Raw genomic sequence first — 19,813 nt, 5'->3', positions numbered from 1 at the left:
TTTACGCTCAACACTGGCGACAACACGATGAGCGGAGTATGATACACAGTATCCGAGTAATTTAGTCAAGTATAGTCCGTTTTATGATCTCTATTTCTGAATCTGCACAATCTCATTTTGCTAAACTTTTAGCAGACCAAGCTGAACAAACAAACATTCGTGTGTTTGTAGTAAACCCAGGTACTTCGCAGGCTGAGTGTGGTGTTTCTTACTGCCCAGAAGACGCCGTTGAAGCGACTGATATTCGTCTACCATTCAATGGTTTTGATGCCGTTGTTGATGCAGAAAGCGCCCCTTTCTTAGAAGAAGCTGAAATCGATTTTGTAACTGACAAAATGGGTACTCAGTTAACGCTTAAAGCGCCAAATGCGAAAGCACGTAAACTTAGCGACGATGCATCACTGCAAGAACGTGTTCAACACATGCTTGAAACCGAAGTGAATCCACAGCTCGCTAACCACGGCGGCCAAGTTAGCCTAGTAGAAATTACTGCTGACGGTATCGCGGTACTACAATTTGGCGGTGGCTGTAACGGTTGTTCAATGATTGACGTCACACTAAAAGAAGGCATCGAGAAAGAAATGATCGCCAAGTTTGACGAAATCAACGGTGTAAGAGACATTACTGATCACCAATCTGGTGAGCACTCTTACTACTAACCGGTATATTAAGCATGCTTAAAAAATGGGTATTTCGCTTAGGCAGCGACCCCAAGTTAAGCTTAAAACGCTTTCTTCGCGGCCTAGCACTGTTTGTGCTAGCCGTGATTTTTATTGCCATAGGTTACTATGGACCCGCACTGTTTCAATTAATTGGCCTAGCCATACTAGCAGTGGCTTTATTCTTTGCTGGTTGGGGCTACTTAGGTATTTTTGCCAACCGTTTTGCGCAAGTTTTAGAGCGCTCGTCTCCCAAAAATCACGACCCTGATTTGTGGAAGTAATTTAATCTAATAATTGCTGATTATTGATAATTTTACGGTAGCGAAACCACAACGTTAACCCCCGCATTAGCATAAAGCTGGTCATCGCAAACCATAAACCATGATTTTGCCAGCTACTCACTACCCAAAACAGTCCAAAAAAGCCCACTAGAGCACTAAATAGCATAGTATTACGCATGTCTTTAGCACGGGTTAAACCGACAAATACGCCATCAAATAAAAAGCAGCCCATCGCCGCGATAGGCAATATAATCACCCAAGGAAGATAAACCGTTGCAAGGCTGATAACTTCGGGCACATCGGTAAGTAAGCGAATAATTGCCTCGCCAAATAATAAAAATATAAGGCTATAAAACACCGCAAATAACCCACCCCAAAACAAGCTCAAATTAACCCATAACTTAATCTGCTTAGCGCTGTGCTCACCTTTCGCTTTACCGACCTTTGCCTCACTCGCATAAGCAATACCATCAAGCGCAAAGCTCACCAACATTAAAAAGTTTAGTAACACGGCATTAGCCGCTAAGGTTGTTTCTCCGATACGTGCGCCATAAAAAGTCATAAAGCTAAAACATAGCTGGAGTGCTAATGAGCGAATAAAAATATCGCGATTTAAGCTTACTAAATCAAGTAACTTAGCAACACTTAACCAGGCTTTCACGGCAAGGTTAACACCTTGCTTTTTAGCGAGCTGTACAACTAACATCAGTGCAAAAGCAAGGGCGATATAATCAGCGATTAAAGATGCCCACGCAGCTCCAGCCACACCCCAATCAAGAAACACCACAAAATAAATATCAAGCACAATATTGGTTATATTGGTGATAAGTAATAAATAGAATGGCCCGCGGCCATAATGAACACCTAGCATCCAACCAAGTAAAACCAAGTTACACAAAGCAGCGGGTGCACTAAAAATACGAATCGAAAAATAGCTATTTGCTTGTTCTAAAACAGCTTCATTAGCATTTGATAAATATGCCATTAAGGATTGAATAGGTATACTCAGCGCTATTAATAACAGCGCAACTGCTGTTGCTAGTAACAAGCTGCGCTTTAATAGCTCAGCAAGTAAGGTGTGATCGCTTTTACCATAGGCCTGTGCAACTAATCCTGTGGTGCTCATGCGCAAAAAGCCTGCTAGCCAAAATAATAACGAGATAACTGCTGAGCCAAGCGCTATACCAGCTAAATAGTGAGCGCTTCCTAAGTGGCCGATTACAGCTGTATCAACTAAACCTAACATTGGCACGGTAATATTTGATAAAATCATCGGACCGGCTAATAACAGTAAACTTTTATGGTGTGCCTTATGACGTTTAAGAAAATGTTTCATTTAGTAATTGCAGTCCTGTTAGGTTTATCTTTGCGTGCCCATGGCGCAGTCATTCTACAGTATCACCACGTCAGTGAAAGCCTTCCTGCGGTAACCAGTGTCAGTAGCGAAACATTCACTGAACATATGCAATATTTAAAAGATAATAACTTCAACGTTATTCCACTAGATGAACTCATCACCTCGTTACAAGCAGGCCAACCGCTAACAGATAAAACTGTCGCGATTACCTTCGACGATGGCTACAAAAATAACTATGAAGAAGCAGCGCCTATCTTAGAGAAGTTTGGCTATCCGTATACTATTTTCGTAAATCCCAAACTAATTGATGAAGGCAAAAGCTATGTAATGACATGGCAGCAGTTAAAGGAGCTATCTAATAAAGGCGCCTTAATTAGTAACCACACACAAGTTCATAATTACTTGCATCGCAAACAGCATGGCGAGAGTGAAGAAGCATGGCTTGCACGTACTAAAAAAGATATTTTATCTGCCCAGCAACGCATTAAAGAAGAAATTGGCCACGATTTTAAATACCTTGCTTACCCTTATGGTGAATTTAATAATTCATTGCAACAATTAGTAAAATCGCTAGGCTTTGTTGGTATAGGTCAACATTCGGGTGCTGTAGGTATCCATTCTGACTTTACCCGATTACCACGCTTTCCGGCATCGGGCTTTTATTCAAAGCTTGATACGCTTGCCACTAAACTCGACTCTCAAGCATTCGCAATCAAACAGCTCAGCTATTCAGATAGCGTTACAAACGAAAACCCACCAAGTATAAGCATTCAATTTGATATGCAGGACTTTCATAAAAGTCAGTTTGCTTGTTATGTCTCTGGGATTGGCCAAGCAGACTTAACTTGGCTTAGTAAAGATACGGTGAAGATCACCTCACCTGAAAAACTGAAAAAAGGCCGCTCTCGCTTTAACTGCACAGCCCCTTCTATCGCGAAAAAAGGCAGTTACTACTGGTTCTCTCAACCTTGGGTTATTGTACCTTAGCAGCTTGTTTTAGCATTTGCGCTGCAACCTTATCAAGGCGAACCACTTCATTAGCCGCATTAAGCTCTACTGCGGCTTTAGGCATGCCCCATACCACTGACGACAATTCATCCTGTGCTATGGTGTAAGCCCCAGCTTGATTTAATGCAAGCATGCCTTTTGCGCCATCGCTGCCCATACCGGTCAATAACGCAGCTACCGTCGCTTTAGGGCAAGCCACGACTAAGGAGTTAAATAGCACATCAACCGCTGGACGATGGCGATTAACCAGCTCACTTGAATCAAGCTGACAAAACAAGCCGCCTGCTTTTTTTACTACACTCAAATGCTGATCGCCCGGTGCAATATACGCCCAGCCTGATTGTAGCTTATCGCCATGCTCAGCTTCTTTAACGTTGATTTTACACGTTCTATCCATGCGCATTGCAAACGAGGTACTAAATACTGGAGGGATATGCTGTGTAATAACAATCGGTGGGCAGCTTTCTGGCATACGCACGAGCACTTCTTTAATTGCTTCTGTGCCGCCTGTTGAAGCGCCAATTGCAAGCACGCTGTTTGCCTTAAATTGCAATGCTGTTAAAGAGCTGTCGTCTTCAACTTTTGTTTCTTTAAAAGCTCGCACTCTAGCGCCAGCTGCAGTACGCACTTTTTGATGTAATAAATGGGCATAACGCTGCAGATTTTCAGTGACATTGATTGTTGGCTTAGCAATAAAGTCAACAGCACCAATTTCGAGGGCTTCCAGTGTGATTGGTGAGCCTTTTTGAGTCAGTGTAGAAATCATCACAACTGGCATAGGACGAAGGCGCATCAAGTTTTTTAAAAAACTTAACCCATCCATTTTCGGCATTTCGATATCAAGCGTTAAGACATCGGGATTAAGGCGCTTAATTAAATCTCGGGCTTGATAAGGGTCTTCTGCCGCGCCAACGACCTGAATGTCTTGCGCTTGCTCGAGCACTTCCTTGAGTAAACCACGGATCAAAGCAGAATCATCAACTATGAGTACTTTGATCATTTGCTCTCCTAAAATAATTCAATATCCGTTTCTGCATCTTGCTGCTCAATATCGTGTAAGTATTTAATTTCACGTTTTTCAAGCTTATCAGAATGCAATTCACGCATTTTCTTAACCTGCGCCTTGCCTGTTTGTGGATCAAACATCACCTTACGTGGCCAAGGCCCGCCAACATCATGGGATACTAAATCTAAACCTTCCTCAAGTACATAGGCATTTGCAAAACGAATGTTGCCAACACCAATATCTGTCATTGAGCGGATTATTTTCCCGCCGCCAAACAGCTTTACTTTGAGGTTGCGTCTAGAAGCACCATTTTTTAGGATTTCATTGATCAAGTATTCCATTGCCCAGTTACCATAACGGCAATTAAGACTGTGTGCGTTACTCGGATCAACGCCTTTTTCCGCCGGCAGCATAAAATGATTCATACCACCAATACCTAAGCCTTCATCGTAAATACATGCAGCAATACACGACCCTAACACAGTTGTGATCAATTCATCAGACTTAGACACATAAAATTCGCCTGGTAATACTTTAGCAACCACTTTATGGCGCTTGCCATCCCAAAACCGTTTAACGTGCTCAAAACCAGACAATACAGGTTTAAAATGACTACTCATAGACCACCTTTTTGATAGATAGTTTGGCCTAAATTCTTAAACTCTTTGTGGTCCTTACCCAGTGTTTCGGAATGCCCCAAGAATAAATGACCTGAATTGGTCAACAAATCGTAATAACGTTTAAATAGAGTATCTTTCGTCGGCTTATCGAAGTAGATAACTACATTGCGACAAAAAATAACATCAAACGGCCCTTTCATAGGCCAGCTCTGTAATAAGTTTAGACGTTTAAAGAAAATATTTTTTTGTAGTTCGGGTTTTACTTTATATAACTGACCGTCATGGCTTTTTAGAAACCAGCGCTTAAGTTGGCTTTTGTCTAAACCATTCACATTGGCAGCGGTATAGGTGCCAGCCTGTGCTTTAGCGAGCACATTTGAGTCTAAGTCAGTAGCTAGGATTTTCACATCCCAATCAGATGGAAATAGACTGCTTAAGGTCATAGCAATGGTATAAGGCTCTTCGCCGGTCGAGCAGCCAGCAGACCACACCCTTACACGCTTTTGTTTAGCATTACTAATCAGCAGTTTGGGGACTATGGTATTTTTTAGATAACTAAAGTGATGTGGCTCACGAAAGAAAGAAGTCAGATTAGTAGTTATAGCATTAATAAACTCACTAAACTCTTGTTCTTTATTCTCTTCAAGAAAGTCTAAATATTCTTTAAAGTTCTTAAGCTTATGTTGGCGAATACGCCTTGCTAAGCGCGAGTAAACCATCTCGCGCTTATGCTCAGCTAAAACAATGCCGCAAGCATCGTACACTTGTGACGAAATAGCTTTAAAGTCACTATCCGTTAGTAAAAACTCTTTCATGTGCTTGACCCTGCAGCTGTAACATTAGATGCAATTAACTAGTTAGAATTTAATTGGGAAGAGTTTTAAAACTCTTCCCACTCATCACTAGGGTCAACAAAGTTATTACCTTTAGGTGCCGAACGCACTGGTGAGCTTGGCTGTTTAGCTGCAGGCGCTGAACTTGCACGGCTTGTAATATCCATCTCGTTATTCGATAACGAGAAGAAGTTTAACAAGCGGCGCATATCATTCGCTTGCTCTGCCATTGATTCACCCGCGGCAGAGGCTTCTTCAACTAGTGCTGCATTTTGCTGGGTCATTTCATCCATTTGGGCAATGGCTTTATTGACCTGCTCAATACCAGAGCTTTGCTCTTCAGAAGCTTGGGCAATATCAGAAATCATTGCTGTAACTCTTTGCACCGCCGTAACAATTTCTTGTAATGTTGAACCCGATTCATTAACTAGTAATGTACCATCTTCAACTTTTCCAACACTGTCTCGGATCAATTCTTTGATTTCTTTTGCAGCAGCAGCTGAACGTTGCGCTAAGTTACGAACCTCACCAGCAACAACCGCGAAACCACGGCCTTGCTCACCTGCTCGTGCTGCTTCGACAGCGGCATTAAGCGCAAGTAGATTTGTTTGGAAAGCAATTTCATCAATGACACTGATGATGTCTGCAATCTTCTTACTTGATTCATTAATTGCTGACATACTGATTACAGCACGATTTACAACTTCACCACCTTTTTGTGCTTTAGTACGTGTTTCTTCAGCAAGTTCATTTACTTCTTTAGCATTATCAGCATTTTGACGAACCGTACTGGTCATCTCTTCCATGCTTGATGCTGTTTCTTCAAGTGATGAAGCCTGCTCTTCAGTACGTTGACTTAAATCAGCATTACCTTGCGAGATTTCTTCTGCACCACTAGCAACCAGCGTTGCCGAAGTATTAATGCGATTAATCACTTCAGTAAGCTTATCAGCTGTGGCATTTGCATCACGTTTTAGCTTATCGAATGAACCTTGGTAGTCTTGCTCAATACGTTTTGATAAGTCACCGTTCGCCATAGCATCAAGCATATTGCCTGTGTCTTTTACTGCATCATCAACAATACTAACTAGGCTATTTAAGCCCTGCGCTAGACGTAAGAAGAAACCTTGTTTACCCGCTTCTTCAACACGGGCTTCTAAGTCACCACTCCCCGCAGCAGCAACCAGACCCGCAATTTCTTTTTCAATAGCGACTTCAGCAGTTCTGTCTTCCCACTCAACAACCGTACCAATACGTTCGTTTTCTGGCGTGAAAATAGGGTTTGCGACCAAACCAAAAGTACGGCCGCCGACTTGAATTTCAGTGCTGTAAGTATCACTTAACTTAGCAAGCATGTTACGTTGATGTGCTGGATTCTTATGGAACACATCAATATTTTGACCCACTAGATTATTACTATTGAAATTAGGTAAGTCTTTACGTAAATCACTTTCAGCAATTTTCATCATGTTCAGAACGGCTTCGTTCATGTAAATGATGTTGTTACCAGAATCTGCAATCATGGTATTGGTTGCCACACGGTCTAACGCGCGTCGGACACGAAGATTTTCTTCTGCTGCACGCTTTTCCGCTTCAGCTTTATTTACGCTATCAGTAATATCTTGCCACTCAACAATAGTCCCTAAACGCTTACCCGAAGCGCTTACCCAAGGTGTCGCAATCAAGCTAAAAATAAGCCCCGCCAAACGTAATGTGGTTTTGTATGGTTCAGATAGGGTTTTTAGCAGCTCACGTTGATGTGACGGTTGTTTATGAAAATCATCAACGCAGGTTCCAACTAGGTTAGCAACTGAAAAGCTCGGTAGCACAGTTTGTAACGTTGATTCGCGAGCTTGCAGCATTTGCTTTACTTGCTCATTAACAAAGATAATTTTTAGATCGTTATCGGCAATCATCACATTAGCTTGGCAAACACGCAGTGCATTTGATAAGTCAGCATCACGTTTTGACTGACGTTCAAGTTCTTTTTGCGGTGTGATGTCTGTAGCAAATTTGATGACTTTAGTGACATTACCATTGCTGTCAATAATTGGGTTATAGGTGCCTTGGATCCAAACTTGTTTGCCATTTTTACCGACACGCTTAAATTCATCAGTGAAAAACTCACCGCTGCGTAATCGCTGCCAAAACTGTTGATATTCTGGGCTTTGCGACTCTTTTTCAGCAACAAACATAGAGTGGTGTTGCCCTTGGATTTCTTCGAGTCGGTAACCCATGGTGTTTAAGAAATTAGCATTGGCAGTTATGATCTGCCCCGACGGTTGAAACTCTATCATCGCTTGCGACTTTCTAAGTGCCGCAATAACTAAATCATTTTCCGACTCAACATTTTTAGGACTGCTAAACCATCCCATACCCTTCACCTTCTTGTTAATCTACCCAGTTAAATGTCCATTGTTTTTTGTAGGTCAAGTAATGCGACCATTTTCTCACCCACATTGACTAAACCCGCAACAAATTGCGCGTTGTCTGAGTCAGACAAATGTGGCACTGCCTTCGCTTCATGCTCAGCAATGCTATAGACATCCGAGACGGCATCAACGGCGATGCCCATAATTTTACATGTATTTTCAAGCTGTACTTTTAGAACAATTACAACGGTTAACGGCCCGTATTCGATGGCTGAAATACCAAAACGAAGCCTTAAATCAATAATCGGCACAATGGTGCCACGCAGGTTGATAACCCCTTTGACGAAATCCGGTGAATTAGGGATCACCGTAATTTCTTCCCAACTGCGAATTTCTTGCACCGTTAAAATATCAACACCGTACTCTTCTTCAGCCATGAAGAAGGTTAAAAACTGTTTTACATCTTGATCTTGTTCAAGGTTTAGCTTGTTATGCAGGTCGTCGTGCTGTGCAATCATGACGCCTCCAAATTCGCTTTTGATTCAATAATCAATTCTTGGCTCCCAGGCTTTTTAAGCCCAGATAATTTAATCAAACCACTAATATCAACAATCAAAGAAACACGACCATCACCTAAAATTGTTGCTCCTGAGACACCATCAACTTTTTGATAGTTTGCCTCTAAGCTTTTAATTACTACTTGCTGTTGCGATAATAAATCATCTACTAATAGGCCTACTTTTTGATTATCACTTTCAACAACAACCAATAAAGTTTTATCAAGCGTTTCAATCGCCCCTTTATGATTAAAAATGTTGTAGAGCCTTAAGATTGGAATATATTCGTCACGTAAGCGCAGCACATCTAAGTCTTTGCCTACCCGACTCACTTTACTAATATCGATTTGCAATGACTCAATAATCGAAATCAGTGGGATAATATAAGTATGTTCAGCAATCCGGACTAACTGCCCATCTAAAATAGCCAGCGTTAGCGGTAGGCGAATTGTAAATGTCGAACCCACTCCCGGTGCAGAAGCCACTTCAACAGAGCCGCTGAGCGCTTCAATATTGCGCCTTACTACATCCATACCAACGCCACGACCTGATAAGTCGCTGACTTGATCGGCTGTAGAAAATCCTGGTAAGAAAATAAGCTCGTTGATTTCGTTATCAGACAACTCATCAGTTTCTGAAATTAGGCCATTTTTAATCGCCTTTTCACGAATTTTAGTGGTATTAAGGCCCTGACCATCATCCATAATTTCGATAACGATATTACCGCCTTGATGAAACGCATTGAGCGTTACAGTACCAACAGGGTCTTTACCCGCTGCAACACGTTTATCAACGGTTTCTAAACCATGATCTAGGGAGTTTCTCACTAGATGCACCATGGGGTCAGAAAGTTTCTCCATCACCGTTTTATCTAGTTCGGTTTGTTCACCAAGTAATTTAAGCTCAACTTGTTTATCAAGCTTTTGCGAGATATCGCGTACTAAGCGAGGAAAGCGACTAAACACAAAGCTGATAGGCAACATGCGAATACGCATGACATTTTCTTGTAAGTCACGGGTATTATGTGCCAGTTGTGCTAAGCCCTCTTGTAATGAGGCTATAGTTGCTTCAGTGATCTCTTGCTCACCCAATTGACTTAACATCGCTTGGGTAATCACTAATTCACCCACCATGTTGATCAATGAATCAACTTTGTCGATACCAACCCTAATTGAGGTTGATTCTGCATTGGCTGTGGTTGCTTTAACTGGCGCTGGCTTTTTAGGATCTGTAGCTGGTTTAACTGCTGCAGGCTCAACCTCTTGCGCTGGCGCTACATCTTCAGTAACAGTCTCAGCTGCTGTTATCTCTTCATCACCAAACAAACCACCGCATAGCGTGATGGTGATATCAGCGTCATCTTCAACCCATTCGAAAATTTCTTCGATGCAGCTTTGTTCTTTGTCTGTAGTTAAGAAAAAGCGCCACGACAAGAAGCAATCTTCAGGGGCAAGGTTAGTAATATCAGGCACATCATCTTGAAAGGCTTGTGTTTCAAGCTCACCTAGCTCAGCCAACTCACTGATCATGTACAGTGGTTCATTACCGGTTTTAAATAAATGATGGTGTGGTTTGAAATCGATTTGATAGGTGTTAAAGCTGCTTTCGCTAACAGCTTCTTGCGTTGGCTCTGGTGCTTTACTTGCAGCACGCATACCAAGAATTTCTTCAAATTTAATACGCAATTCATCAGCTTCAGTTAGATCTGGCTGCTGCTCAGCTTGTAAAGTTCTGAGTAAAGCCCGTAAACAGTCAACTGATTTTAAAAGTAAATTAACATGCTCAGCAGTAAGATCTCGTGAACCTTCACGAATTTGATCTAACAGCGTTTCGAGAACATGAGTAAAGTCTGCAACAGCACTAAAACCAAAGGTACCGCTGCCTCCTTTTATTGAATGCGCAGCGCGAAAAATTGTATTTATGGTCTCTAAGTCTTCTTCGCCAGGCACTAAGTTTAATAACTCAGCCTCCATAGCGTCGAGCCCTTCGAAGCTTTCTTCGAAGAATACTTCAAAAAATTGGCTTAGATCTATACTCATGCCCCGCTCCTATTATTAGCGAATCACTTTTTTCAATACCGCTAACAATTGCTCAGGATTAAATGGCTTAACAATCCAACCAGTTGCACCAGCAGCTTTACCTTCAGACTTTTTATCAAGACCCGACTCTGTGGTCAGCATCAGTAAAGGTGTGAACTTATAATTAGGTAAGCTACGTAATTCACGAATAAGGGTAATACCATCCATTACCGGCATATTCACATCAGAAATAACAGCATCAAAGCCTTGTTGTTTTGCGATATTTAAAGCTTCGCTGCCGTCTTTCGCTTCTGTCACATCAAAGCCAGCTTTTTTAAGCGTAAAACCAACCATTTGGCGCATAGATGCAGAATCGTCTACTGCTAAAATTCTTTTCATAAAAACCTCTTAATTGGCATTCTCAAGCACAAGATAATGGCTTAAGCCCAAACTATTAATTGCCTGTTGCAACGGCTTACTCTCGCCAACCCAAATAATTTTGTGTTGCACCGAAAGCAAATGCTTCTGTAATGCACATAAAAGCTGAATTGATGCTGTGTCAGCACGGGTCACTTCACTGATATCCAAACAGATATCATCATTTGCTGACAACTCTTGGAGCAAATCTTGATGGAGTGTTTCGACCTGACTAATAGCTAATTCTGTAGGGAGCTTTAACATTACTTATACCTTCCCTGCTTTAAACAATTCATAACAAAAGCTTAGACTGACTAAATAAAAATGCCATAATTTGAATCAAAAAATAGTAAAATTTTTTAGTAGCTTAGACATTTATATCAAAAAAGGAAGCTTTTCTTTTGCGGAAAATGACTCCCTTAACCAAGAAAGTTTACTTTGCGTAATAATCTGCTATTTTTTTGAACTCTTCAGTCAAAGTTGTGGCGTTTATTAATGGCACGCTGCCTTGTTTAAATTCAGGCTTAAAAATCGCACGTACCGAGCCATCGCCATCAACCATCACTACCGACGCGCTATGATCAACGGCATACTCTTGCTCATCACTATCGTTAATTGCGTAAATTAAGCCAAGCTCTCTAACAAATGGAAAAAGTTGCTTGTGCGGACCTGACACAGCAAGAAAATCGGGATTGAAGTAATCAATGTAGGCTTTGCGCTTTTCGGTTGTATCACGTTTTGGATCTACGGCAACAAACCATACCTGCACTTTGTAATCTTGGCTTAGCTGCTTTTGCACTGCAGTTAACTTCGCCAGTGTCATTGGACATATATCAGGGCAACTGGTATAGCCTAAAAAGACCAAATTCCAATGCCCCATAAACTGGCTGTTATCAGCGGGCGCACCATGTTGATCGGTTAATAAAAACGGACTAATCGGCTTTGCCTGCTCATAAACCAGTGCTTCGACTTCAGGTGCGCTGTTGTTTTTACCACAACCGGTTACAAACAATACCGCACTGAAACATAAAAAAGCGACGATTCGCGTCATAAAACTAACCATTTATCAATGAATAAGGCGATAAAGAGTAGCATTAAATGCACGATTGAAAAACGAAATAAGTCCATTGCTGTATCCTCTTTTGGGGCAATTTTTAGTTTTAACGCTTTATAAATGAATATCGCGTTTAAAACGCTTGCACCTAATAAGTAAATTAGCCCTGACATGCCAATTAAATAAGGCAGCACACATACCAAAGCAAGCAAAATGCTGTAGCCAACAACGCAAGTTTTACAAAATTCGATACCGTGAGTAACAGGCAACATAGGAATTTTTGCCCGCTCGTAATCACTTTTACGTGCAATCGCCAAGGCCCAAAAATGCGGGGGAGTCCAAGTAAATATAATCATCACTAACAGCCAAGGAGCTGCAGCCATATGGCCTGTTTCAGATACCCACCCCAGCAACGGCGGCATAGCACCTGCCAAACCACCAATAACAATATTTTGCGGTGTGGCACGCTTTAAAAATGAGGTGTAAATAAAGGCATAGCCGACAAGCGCAAACAAAGTAAGAATGGCGGTGAGCGTATTCGCCCATACCATAAGCATAACAAAACCTAGTATTCCTATAGTTGCAGCAAAGCTCAAAGCATGTTGTTTACTGAGCCGACCTTTTGCCACAGGACGATGACGCGTACGTGCCATTTTGCTGTCGATTTCACTATCAACAACATGATTGATCACGGCAGCAGCAGCCGACAGCAAGCCAATACCTAGCAAACTTGCAAGCTGCACAAATACCCCTCGCCCAACATCGGGAGCCAATGCCAAACCAACCCAAGCAGTTAGTACAAGCATGGCAACTACTTTAAATTTACTGATAGCTAAGTAATCTTTAAGTAACTCTGAGCTTTGAATAAATAATGATTTTTCTGAGCTTAGTAATAATGCCATCACAGCCTCCTAGGTTCTTATTTTTAAGTGGAAGCATAGTCTTACCATGCTAAGCAGTAACAATGCGGCCATTAGGTTGTGCGCAAGCGCTACACTTAATGGGAAGTGCCAGTGCACAACAGCTAGGCCTAAACAGATTTGGCACAACAAAGCGATTAATACAGTGACTGTGCAGTGCTTAATTTTTCGAGAGTAACAGCGTGAGTATATGCGCCACATGATCAGCGCTAACACCACACAAGTAACCAGCGCCCAAATACGGTGTAGCAGATGAATAGACATACGCGCCTGCTGCGATAACACACCATATTCATAGGTGCTGTGCTCAAGCGGTAGCTGAAACACACTCTTCAAAGAAAACGGTTGTCCGTAGCTACACAGCGGTAAGCCATTACAATGCGGAGCGGCGTAATTTGCTGCAAGCCAGCCACCCAATGCAATTTGCAGTATTAGCACCACCAAGCCCACCAGCGCTAACCGGTAATATGGCTTTGCGCCGCTATCACTGCTAGCAACAGGGTCGGTCTTTAAACGTAGATACAATAAAAACAGCAACGACAAGATACTAAAACCGCCGAGCAAATGCCCCATAACAACCAAAGGCTGTAGGTTCATAGTGACAGTCCACATACCCAATACGGCTTGGAATACCACCAATAATAATAGTGCTAATGGCAGTTTAACCGGCGTATTTGGATATTGGCGTTTTAACCAGGCAAAAACAAACAAGGCTAAAATAAGTAAACCAAGGGCACCGGCAAAATAGCGATGGATCATTTCTTTCCATGCTTTTGCTGCTTCAAACATCATATCAGGGTAGTTTTGTTCAACATGTAACAGAGCAGTTTCATGTTTTGGCACAGTTAAAAATCCATAGCACCCAGGCCAGTCAGGACAGCCAAGCCCAGCATCACTCAGCCGTGTATAAGCACCAAGCCCAACAACTAAGATAGAGAAGAAAACCGTAATTAAGACTAAATATTTATAATTTTTATACATCTTTATCCCCTTAATGAGGTTTAACTTGAACGCGCATAGTTAAGTAGTTTCTTTAAGTCTTTAAGTAAGCCTTTTTGAATCAGTCTGTTTTGTTCTGGCTCAGCCGTGTAGGGGTAATGCAAAACCACTAAGCCCATGTGATCAACCAAGTATAAGTCTCCCGCTTTGAGCGCAGGACTTACTGCTAATTGACGCCAACTTGCCGATACCTGCTGTTGATTTGTCAGTACCGCCACATCCACTTTTTGCTGATTTTTACCTAAAGCGACATATAGGTTATCTAGACTGGCTAATTGGTTTGCACAAACTTCACTGCACTCTTTTGGATAATTAAGCGCAATTGTCCATTGTTTAGGATCGCCTTGTTGCCAATCAGCTAATTTAACTTCTTCGCTTAAAAGCTCACCATGATTACTCGAACCACTCGGTAACCACTCAAGCTTTAATGCTGCATAAGCAAGTGCCAGCGGCACAAAACAGCATAAAACGAATAAACTAAGCGGGTTTATTTTCATAACCTCTCCTTCTCATCGCAAAATAAGCAATAACAACACACGCTAAGCCGATTAATAACCACTGCACGGCATAGGCGTAATGTTTATCTGGCCCCATCACGACACTCTGGTAATGCGGGGTTGCAATACCATCTGCTTCATTGCGATAACCAATAAAGCCTTGTAAGGGCTTTGCTAATTGAGCACTAAAAATTGCTAAGTCGATGCCTTGAATACGCTTAGGCCAGCCTTGCTCTGCACCAATCTCATCGGCAAGTGTGAAGCCTTGTAAGTTGCCTTGTTTCAATTGCACAGTAGCCGTAAAGCTTGTTGATTCTGGCCACACAACGGTTGGCAACTGGCTACGGTTTGTTGGAGCTTTTAGCCAACCAAAGTTAACGATTAAAGGCACGCTTTCATCTGCAATTGTCATCGCTACTAGTAAGTCATAGCCCACTTGCCCCTGATAAATTTGATTATCAAGCAGCCAGTAATGTTGTTTATTTACCTCGCCAGTGACCTTGACTTGCAGGCCCGTTTTATTCAGCTCACTAGGTAAATTTTGCAGTTCTTGCCAGCTCAAAACGCCTTGCTCTTTCGAAACGGCTAACTGACTTAGTTGCTGCTGTTTTTGCTCGCCTCGCTGGTATTGCCAAACGCTTAGTCGTATACAAATAAGCACTGCAAGTATCACAACGCAAATTGCGATAATTGAGCTAAGCTTTTGTTTACGCCATAAAATTAACTGCATTTGGAATACCTAATATGATTAAAATCATTATTGTTTTGTTATTACTTTATATTCTGTTCAACCTATTTAGAGCGCTGTTTGTGATGATGTCAGCAAAAGAGCACTCGAAACCCATGTCGCATTACTTAGGTCGTCGAGTGCTGTTTTCAGGTATTGTGCTGGTGCTCATCATTGCCGCAATGAAATTAGGCTTTATTCACACCAACCCGTCGCCGCTTCACAAAGCTACAGCACGTACACAAATACAAATAAACACAACCACACCACATCAACAAAGTGCCAATACCAAGCAGCAGCTTGAAAGGCAAAGTGCTTTTCACTCGTGAAGTGGCCTTTAAAAATTCTAAGTAGCACCACAAATAAAATAATGGTGCCTAATGTCACGTGCATACCGTGAAAGCCAGTTAACAAGAAGAAGGTATTCCCATAAACGCCCGCATCTAAGGTCAAACCTAAGTCTTGGTAAGCATGCATATACTCGTAAACTTGTAAGCCAAGGAAAATCACACCTAATAGCACGGTTAAAGATAAAAATACCTTTAGAGCGCCGCGCTTATTGTTTTCTATCGCAACATGAGCAAAGTGAATTGTGACCGATGAGGTAAGCAGAATAAGCGTGTTGATCAATGGTAGACCTTGCCAGCCCATAGCCTGTGTGGTCTCGCCCGCTGGCGTAGATAATAGCGGCCATACTGCTTCAAAGGTTGGCCAGAGCACTTCATTGGTCATAGCGTTATTACCAGCGCCACCGAGCCAAGGCACCGAAATCATACGTGCGTAAAAAAGAGCGCCAAAAAACGCCATAAAGAACATAACCTCAGAGAATATGAACCAGCTCATACCTTGTCTGAATGAGCGGTCCATTTGTGCTGAGTAAAGTCCTTTATGAGACTCTTCAATAACGTTTCTAAACCAGCTAAAAACCATATAAATTAATATGGCAATGCCTAGATACAAGACATACTGGCCACTACTACCCTCACCACTTACTTGCATCACAGTTAAGCCAGCACCAACAGCAATTAAAAACATCGCGATGGCACCAACTATTGGCCAAGGACTCTCGGCTGGAACATAGTATTTTTCATAATTTTGATTCATTTTGTTTGCTCCCAATTAGCAATTAGCTTGGCGGCTTTTAATCGTTTTTAGCCACAACATGCCCGCTAATATCAAACACGGTATACGACAACGTCAGTTCCTCAACATCGTCGGGTAACTCAGTATCAACATAAAACAACAAGGTAAATTCCATTTCTTCACCGGCTTTCATTGGCTGCTGATCAAAGCAAAAACAGGCGATTTTATGTAAGTACTTTGCCGCTTTACCCGGTGATACTGATGGAATTGCTTGCATGACTTTGTCTTCATTACTGGTGTTCTTTGCTGAGAATTTAACTTCACGCATGGCACCAGGTTGTACCGCCACGCTGTATTGCTCAGACTGCACCTTAAATGGCGCGCCGCTTTGGGCGTGAGTGGTAAAGCTGACATCAACTTGGCGCTGTGTATTTATTGATTCACTCGCGCTCGCTTTTTCTAATGATGGCTTACCATTCAACCCTGTAACGTCGCAAAACACGTCGTAAAGCGGCACCATTGCAAAAGCAAATGCGAACATGAGCAAGCATGTAATCAGCAGTTTTTTTAGCAAAGGTGCATGGTTCATTACTTAATCTCCGGCGGTGTTTCAAAGGTGTGATAAGGCGCTGGAGAATCGACTTCCCACTCTAAACCTTCAGCTCCATCCCATACTTTGGCAGGTGCCTTTTCGCCACCTCGAGCACATTTAAATACCACCAATACAAACAACAGTTGCGATAAGCCAAATGCAAAACCACCAATACTGATAATGGCGTTAAAGTCAGCGAATTGCAGAGCATAGTCAGGAATACGACGCGGCATACCAGCAAGGCCAACAAAGTGCATAGGGAAGAACAACACGTTGACACTGATTAGCGATAACCAAAAATGCCATTTCGCCAGCGTTTCGTTGTACATGTTGCCGGTCCATTTCGGTAGCCAATAATAGGCTCCCGCCATAATTGAGAACACAGCCCCTGTCACAAGCACATAATGGAAGTGAGCCACCACAAAATAGGTATCGTGATACTGAAAATCTGCCGGTGTAATCGCAAGCATCAAGCCAGAGAAACCACCTAAGGTGAATAACACAATAAAGGCGATGGCAAACATCATCGGAATTTCGAAGCTAATCGAACCGCGCCACATGGTGGCCACCCAGTTAAACACTTTAACGCCCGTTGGTACCGAGATAAGCATGGTGGCGTACATGAAAAACAACTCGCCTGCAACAGGCATCCCTGTGGTAAACATATGGTGTGCCCAAACGATAAAACTTAGCAGCGCAATCGATGAAGTTGCATACACCATAGACGCATAGCCAAATAGCTTTTTGCGCGAGAAGGTCGGTACGATAGTCGATATAATGCCAAAGGCCGGCAAAATCATGATGTACACTTCGGGGTGACCGAAGAACCAGAAAATGTGCTGGAACATCACAGGGTCGCCCCCACCGGCTGCATCAAAAAAGCTGGTTGCGAAGTATTTATCGGTCAACACCATAGTGACTGCCCCTGCTAGGACAGGCATAACAGCAATTAACAAAAATGCAGTGATTAACCATGTCCAAACAAATAGCGGCAGCTTCATCCACGTCATACCTGGCGCTCTTAAGTTGACGATAGTCACGATAACGTTAATCGCCCCCATAATTGAGCTGATACCCATGATATGTACGGCAAACACAAAAAGTGCAGTGTTATCGTTACTGTAAGTTGTTGATAGTGGTGCGTAAAAAGTCCAACCAAACGCAGGACCACCACCAGGCATAAGTAACGAAGCCAATAGGATTAAAAATGCAAACGGCAATATCCAAAAGCTCCAGTTATTCATACGTGGTAAGGCCATATCAGGCGCGCCTATCATCATAGGTACCATCCAGTTTGCAAGCCCAGTAAATGCGGGCATAACGGCACCAAACACCATGATCAAACCATGTACGGTAGTCATTTGGTTAAAAAAGTGCGGGTCAACTAGCTGTAATCCAGGCTGAAAGAGTTCAGCGCGGATCACCATTGCCATGGCTCCACCTATTAAAAACATAGTTAGAGAAAAAATCAGGTATAAACTACCAATGTCTTTATGGTTGGTAGTGTATAGCCAGCGCTTAAAACCTTTAGCTGGATGATGATGGTCGTGATGCGCATGCCCAGTTGCTTGCTCGTTAATAACATTACTCATTAGTTCGCCTCCGCTGCTGCATCAATCGCGGCTTGAATTTGACTCGGTTGGATAACATCGCCGGTATCATTACCCCACGCGTTTCGCTTATAAGTAATAACCGCAGCAAGTTGCTTAATTGAAAGCTGTTTATCAAACGCTTGCATTGCTGTGCCAGGCTTACCGTGTAACACGATATCTATGTGATCTTTTACATCACCTAATACAATCGGGCTGCCTTTAAGTGCTGGAAATACGCCAGGTAGGCCCATACCGGTAGGTTGGTGGCATGCAGCACAACTAGCCATGTAGACTTGCTCACCCAAGGTCATAAGCTCTTCTTTCGGTAATGTTTGATCAAGCAAAGCAGCATCCGCTGCGGCCGCATTGGCTTTTTCTTGCTTGGCATCTGCAAGCCAATTAGCAAATTCATCTTCAGGTAAGGCTTTCACCACAACAGGCATAAAGCCATGATCTTTACCGCATAACTCAGCACATTGACCACGGTATACTCCTGGCTCGTTAATACGTGTCCACGCTTCATTGATAAACCCAGGATTTGCATCTTTTTTAACCGCAAAATCAGGCACCCACCATGAATGAATTACATCGTCTGAGGTCATTAAAAAGCGAACTTTTTTATTGATAGGAAGTACTAGCGGTTTATCTACTTCAAGCAAATAATGCTCAGTTTTCTCTGCTTGGTTGTCTATTTGATCTTTAGGAGTAGATAGAATCGAGTAATAAGCAATGTCTTCACCCATGTACTCGTAATGCCACTTCCATTGTGAGCCAGTCACTTTAATGGTGATATCGGCTTTAGAAGCATCTTCCATGGCAATTAAGGTTTTTGTGGCAGGCACAGCCATGGCGATTAAGATGACAAATGGAATGGCAGTCCAAAGTATTTCAACTTTTGTACTTTCATGAAATTGGGCAGGCTTGGCCCCTTTGGATTTACGGTGGTGTATTAAAGCCCAAAACATCACCGCAAATACGATGATGCCGATTACACAGCAGATAATAAATATCGTCATGTGTAACTCATAAACATTATTACTTATATCGGTCACCCCTTTACGCATATTGTATTGGCTATTTGCCAATGCAAGCTCAGGAAGTGCAAACAATATAAGCCACAAGGCGTAACGCAGTTTACCCATGTGACGGCTCCTTTAGATGCTATTGCAAGACGCAAAGCGAAAAGGCGATACAACAAGGTGCCCATTCGTTTTTCTT

22 protein-coding genes are annotated in these 19,813 nt (G+C 42.4%); 4 read left to right on the top strand and 18 right to left on the bottom strand.

Annotation, left to right across the window (positions count from 1 at the left end; translation table 11 throughout):
• The first annotated feature begins 83 nt into the window (after positions 1–83).
• The gene (gene nfuA, locus AADY36_RS01085; RefSeq protein WP_054554437.1) at positions 84–659 is read left to right on the top strand and encodes a Fe-S biogenesis protein NfuA; all 576 of its coding nucleotides are present in this window, start codon (positions 84–86) and stop codon (positions 657–659) included.
• Between the two features lie 14 nt (positions 660–673).
• Complete coding sequence (locus tag AADY36_RS01080; RefSeq protein ID WP_054562862.1) at positions 674–943, top strand: hypothetical protein; 270 nt, start codon at positions 674–676, stop codon at positions 941–943.
• A gap of 1 nt (position 944) precedes the next feature.
• Here the strand turns inward: AADY36_RS01080 and dinF are convergent, their stop codons facing one another.
• The gene (dinF, locus tag AADY36_RS01075; protein WP_239962341.1) at positions 945–2,279 is read right to left on the bottom strand and encodes an MATE family efflux transporter DinF; all 1,335 of its coding nucleotides are present in this window, start codon (positions 2,277–2,279) and stop codon (positions 945–947) included.
• Between dinF and AADY36_RS01070 the strand changes: the two genes are divergently transcribed.
• Positions 2,256–3,287 (top strand): polysaccharide deacetylase family protein, encoded by a 1,032-nt coding sequence (locus AADY36_RS01070; protein WP_342408399.1) that lies wholly within the window; start codon positions 2,256–2,258, stop codon positions 3,285–3,287. The two genes, dinF and AADY36_RS01070, sit on opposite strands and share 24 nt — an antisense overlap.
• Here the strand turns inward: AADY36_RS01070 and AADY36_RS01065 are convergent.
• The 13 genes from AADY36_RS01065 to AADY36_RS01005 form a co-directional block, all read right to left on the bottom strand.
• A complete protein-coding gene (locus AADY36_RS01065) occupies positions 3,274–4,308 on the bottom strand; it encodes a protein-glutamate methylesterase/protein-glutamine glutaminase (RefSeq protein ID WP_055020528.1) in 1,035 nt (344 codons plus the stop codon). The two genes, AADY36_RS01070 and AADY36_RS01065, sit on opposite strands and share 14 nt — an antisense overlap.
• A gap of 8 nt (positions 4,309–4,316) precedes the next feature.
• Complete coding sequence (gene cheD, locus AADY36_RS01060; protein ID WP_054562865.1) at positions 4,317–4,934, bottom strand: chemoreceptor glutamine deamidase CheD; 618 nt, start codon at positions 4,932–4,934, stop codon at positions 4,317–4,319.
• Positions 4,931–5,749 (bottom strand): CheR family methyltransferase, encoded by an 819-nt coding sequence (locus AADY36_RS01055; RefSeq protein ID WP_054562866.1) that lies wholly within the window; start codon positions 5,747–5,749, stop codon positions 4,931–4,933. Before AADY36_RS01055 ends, cheD begins: the two co-directional genes overlap by 4 nt.
• 65 nt (positions 5,750–5,814) lie before the next feature.
• Positions 5,815–8,142, bottom strand: a complete 2,328-nt coding sequence (locus AADY36_RS01050) for a methyl-accepting chemotaxis protein (protein ID WP_239962337.1) — start codon at positions 8,140–8,142, stop codon at positions 5,815–5,817.
• Positions 8,143–8,171: 29 nt separating this feature from the next.
• On the bottom strand, positions 8,172–8,657 hold the full coding sequence (locus AADY36_RS01045) for a chemotaxis protein CheW (RefSeq protein ID WP_054562868.1): 486 nt from the start codon (positions 8,655–8,657) through the stop codon (positions 8,172–8,174).
• A complete protein-coding gene (locus AADY36_RS01040; RefSeq protein ID WP_342408398.1) occupies positions 8,654–10,735 on the bottom strand; it encodes a chemotaxis protein CheA in 2,082 nt (693 codons plus the stop codon). The genes AADY36_RS01045 and AADY36_RS01040 overlap by 4 nt, the downstream gene beginning before the upstream one ends.
• 15 nt (positions 10,736–10,750) lie before the next feature.
• Complete coding sequence (locus tag AADY36_RS01035; protein WP_054562870.1) at positions 10,751–11,113, bottom strand: response regulator; 363 nt, start codon at positions 11,111–11,113, stop codon at positions 10,751–10,753.
• A 9-nt stretch (positions 11,114–11,122) separates the two neighbouring features.
• Complete coding sequence (locus AADY36_RS01030; protein WP_054562871.1) at positions 11,123–11,395, bottom strand: STAS domain-containing protein; 273 nt, start codon at positions 11,393–11,395, stop codon at positions 11,123–11,125.
• A gap of 169 nt (positions 11,396–11,564) precedes the next feature.
• Positions 11,565–12,182 carry an SCO family protein gene (locus tag AADY36_RS01025; RefSeq protein ID WP_239962335.1) on the bottom strand — a complete coding sequence of 206 codons (618 nt, stop codon included), beginning with the start codon at positions 12,180–12,182 and terminating at the stop codon, positions 11,565–11,567.
• The gene (gene cyoE, locus AADY36_RS01020) at positions 12,179–13,087 is read right to left on the bottom strand and encodes a heme o synthase (RefSeq protein WP_342408397.1); all 909 of its coding nucleotides are present in this window, start codon (positions 13,085–13,087) and stop codon (positions 12,179–12,181) included. Before cyoE ends, AADY36_RS01025 begins: the two co-directional genes overlap by 4 nt.
• A gap of 9 nt (positions 13,088–13,096) precedes the next feature.
• On the bottom strand, positions 13,097–14,086 hold the full coding sequence (locus AADY36_RS01015) for a COX15/CtaA family protein (RefSeq protein ID WP_055020533.1): 990 nt from the start codon (positions 14,084–14,086) through the stop codon (positions 13,097–13,099).
• A gap of 20 nt (positions 14,087–14,106) precedes the next feature.
• A complete protein-coding gene (locus AADY36_RS01010; RefSeq protein ID WP_055198604.1) occupies positions 14,107–14,601 on the bottom strand; it encodes a hypothetical protein in 495 nt (164 codons plus the stop codon).
• Positions 14,582–15,331, bottom strand: coding sequence for an SURF1 family protein (locus AADY36_RS01005; RefSeq protein ID WP_239962333.1), 750 nt, complete (start codon positions 15,329–15,331; stop codon positions 14,582–14,584). The genes AADY36_RS01010 and AADY36_RS01005 overlap by 20 nt, the downstream gene beginning before the upstream one ends.
• 14 nt (positions 15,332–15,345) lie before the next feature.
• Between AADY36_RS01005 and AADY36_RS01000 the strand changes: the two genes are divergently transcribed.
• Complete coding sequence (locus AADY36_RS01000; RefSeq protein ID WP_338127919.1) at positions 15,346–15,657, top strand: DUF2909 domain-containing protein; 312 nt, start codon at positions 15,346–15,348, stop codon at positions 15,655–15,657.
• Here AADY36_RS01000 and AADY36_RS00995 read toward each other — a convergent pair.
• From AADY36_RS00995 to coxB, 4 genes are read right to left on the bottom strand one after another with little or no spacing between them, the layout of a single operon-like run.
• A complete protein-coding gene (locus tag AADY36_RS00995; protein WP_239962331.1) occupies positions 15,557–16,432 on the bottom strand; it encodes a cytochrome c oxidase subunit 3 in 876 nt (291 codons plus the stop codon). The genes AADY36_RS01000 and AADY36_RS00995 overlap by 101 nt on opposite strands.
• Positions 16,433–16,469: 37 nt before the next feature.
• Positions 16,470–17,000: a cytochrome c oxidase assembly protein gene (locus AADY36_RS00990; protein WP_054554454.1), complete on the bottom strand. Its 531-nt coding sequence runs from the start codon at positions 16,998–17,000 to the stop codon at positions 16,470–16,472.
• The gene (gene ctaD / locus AADY36_RS00985; RefSeq protein ID WP_054554455.1) at positions 17,000–18,595 is read right to left on the bottom strand and encodes a cytochrome c oxidase subunit I; all 1,596 of its coding nucleotides are present in this window, start codon (positions 18,593–18,595) and stop codon (positions 17,000–17,002) included. The genes AADY36_RS00990 and ctaD overlap by 1 nt, the downstream gene beginning before the upstream one ends.
• Positions 18,595–19,737, bottom strand: coding sequence for a cytochrome c oxidase subunit II (coxB, locus tag AADY36_RS00980; protein WP_138601005.1), 1,143 nt, complete (start codon positions 19,735–19,737; stop codon positions 18,595–18,597). Before coxB ends, ctaD begins: the two co-directional genes overlap by 1 nt.
• Between the last annotated feature and the right edge of the window lie 76 nt (positions 19,738–19,813).

Source organism: Pseudoalteromonas sp. D15MCD-2, assembly GCF_038562745.1.
Lineage (GTDB): Bacteria > Pseudomonadota > Gammaproteobacteria > Enterobacterales > Alteromonadaceae > Pseudoalteromonas.
Note: the sequence above shows the minus strand (reverse complement) of the source record. Positions and strands in the feature narration are given on the sequence as shown.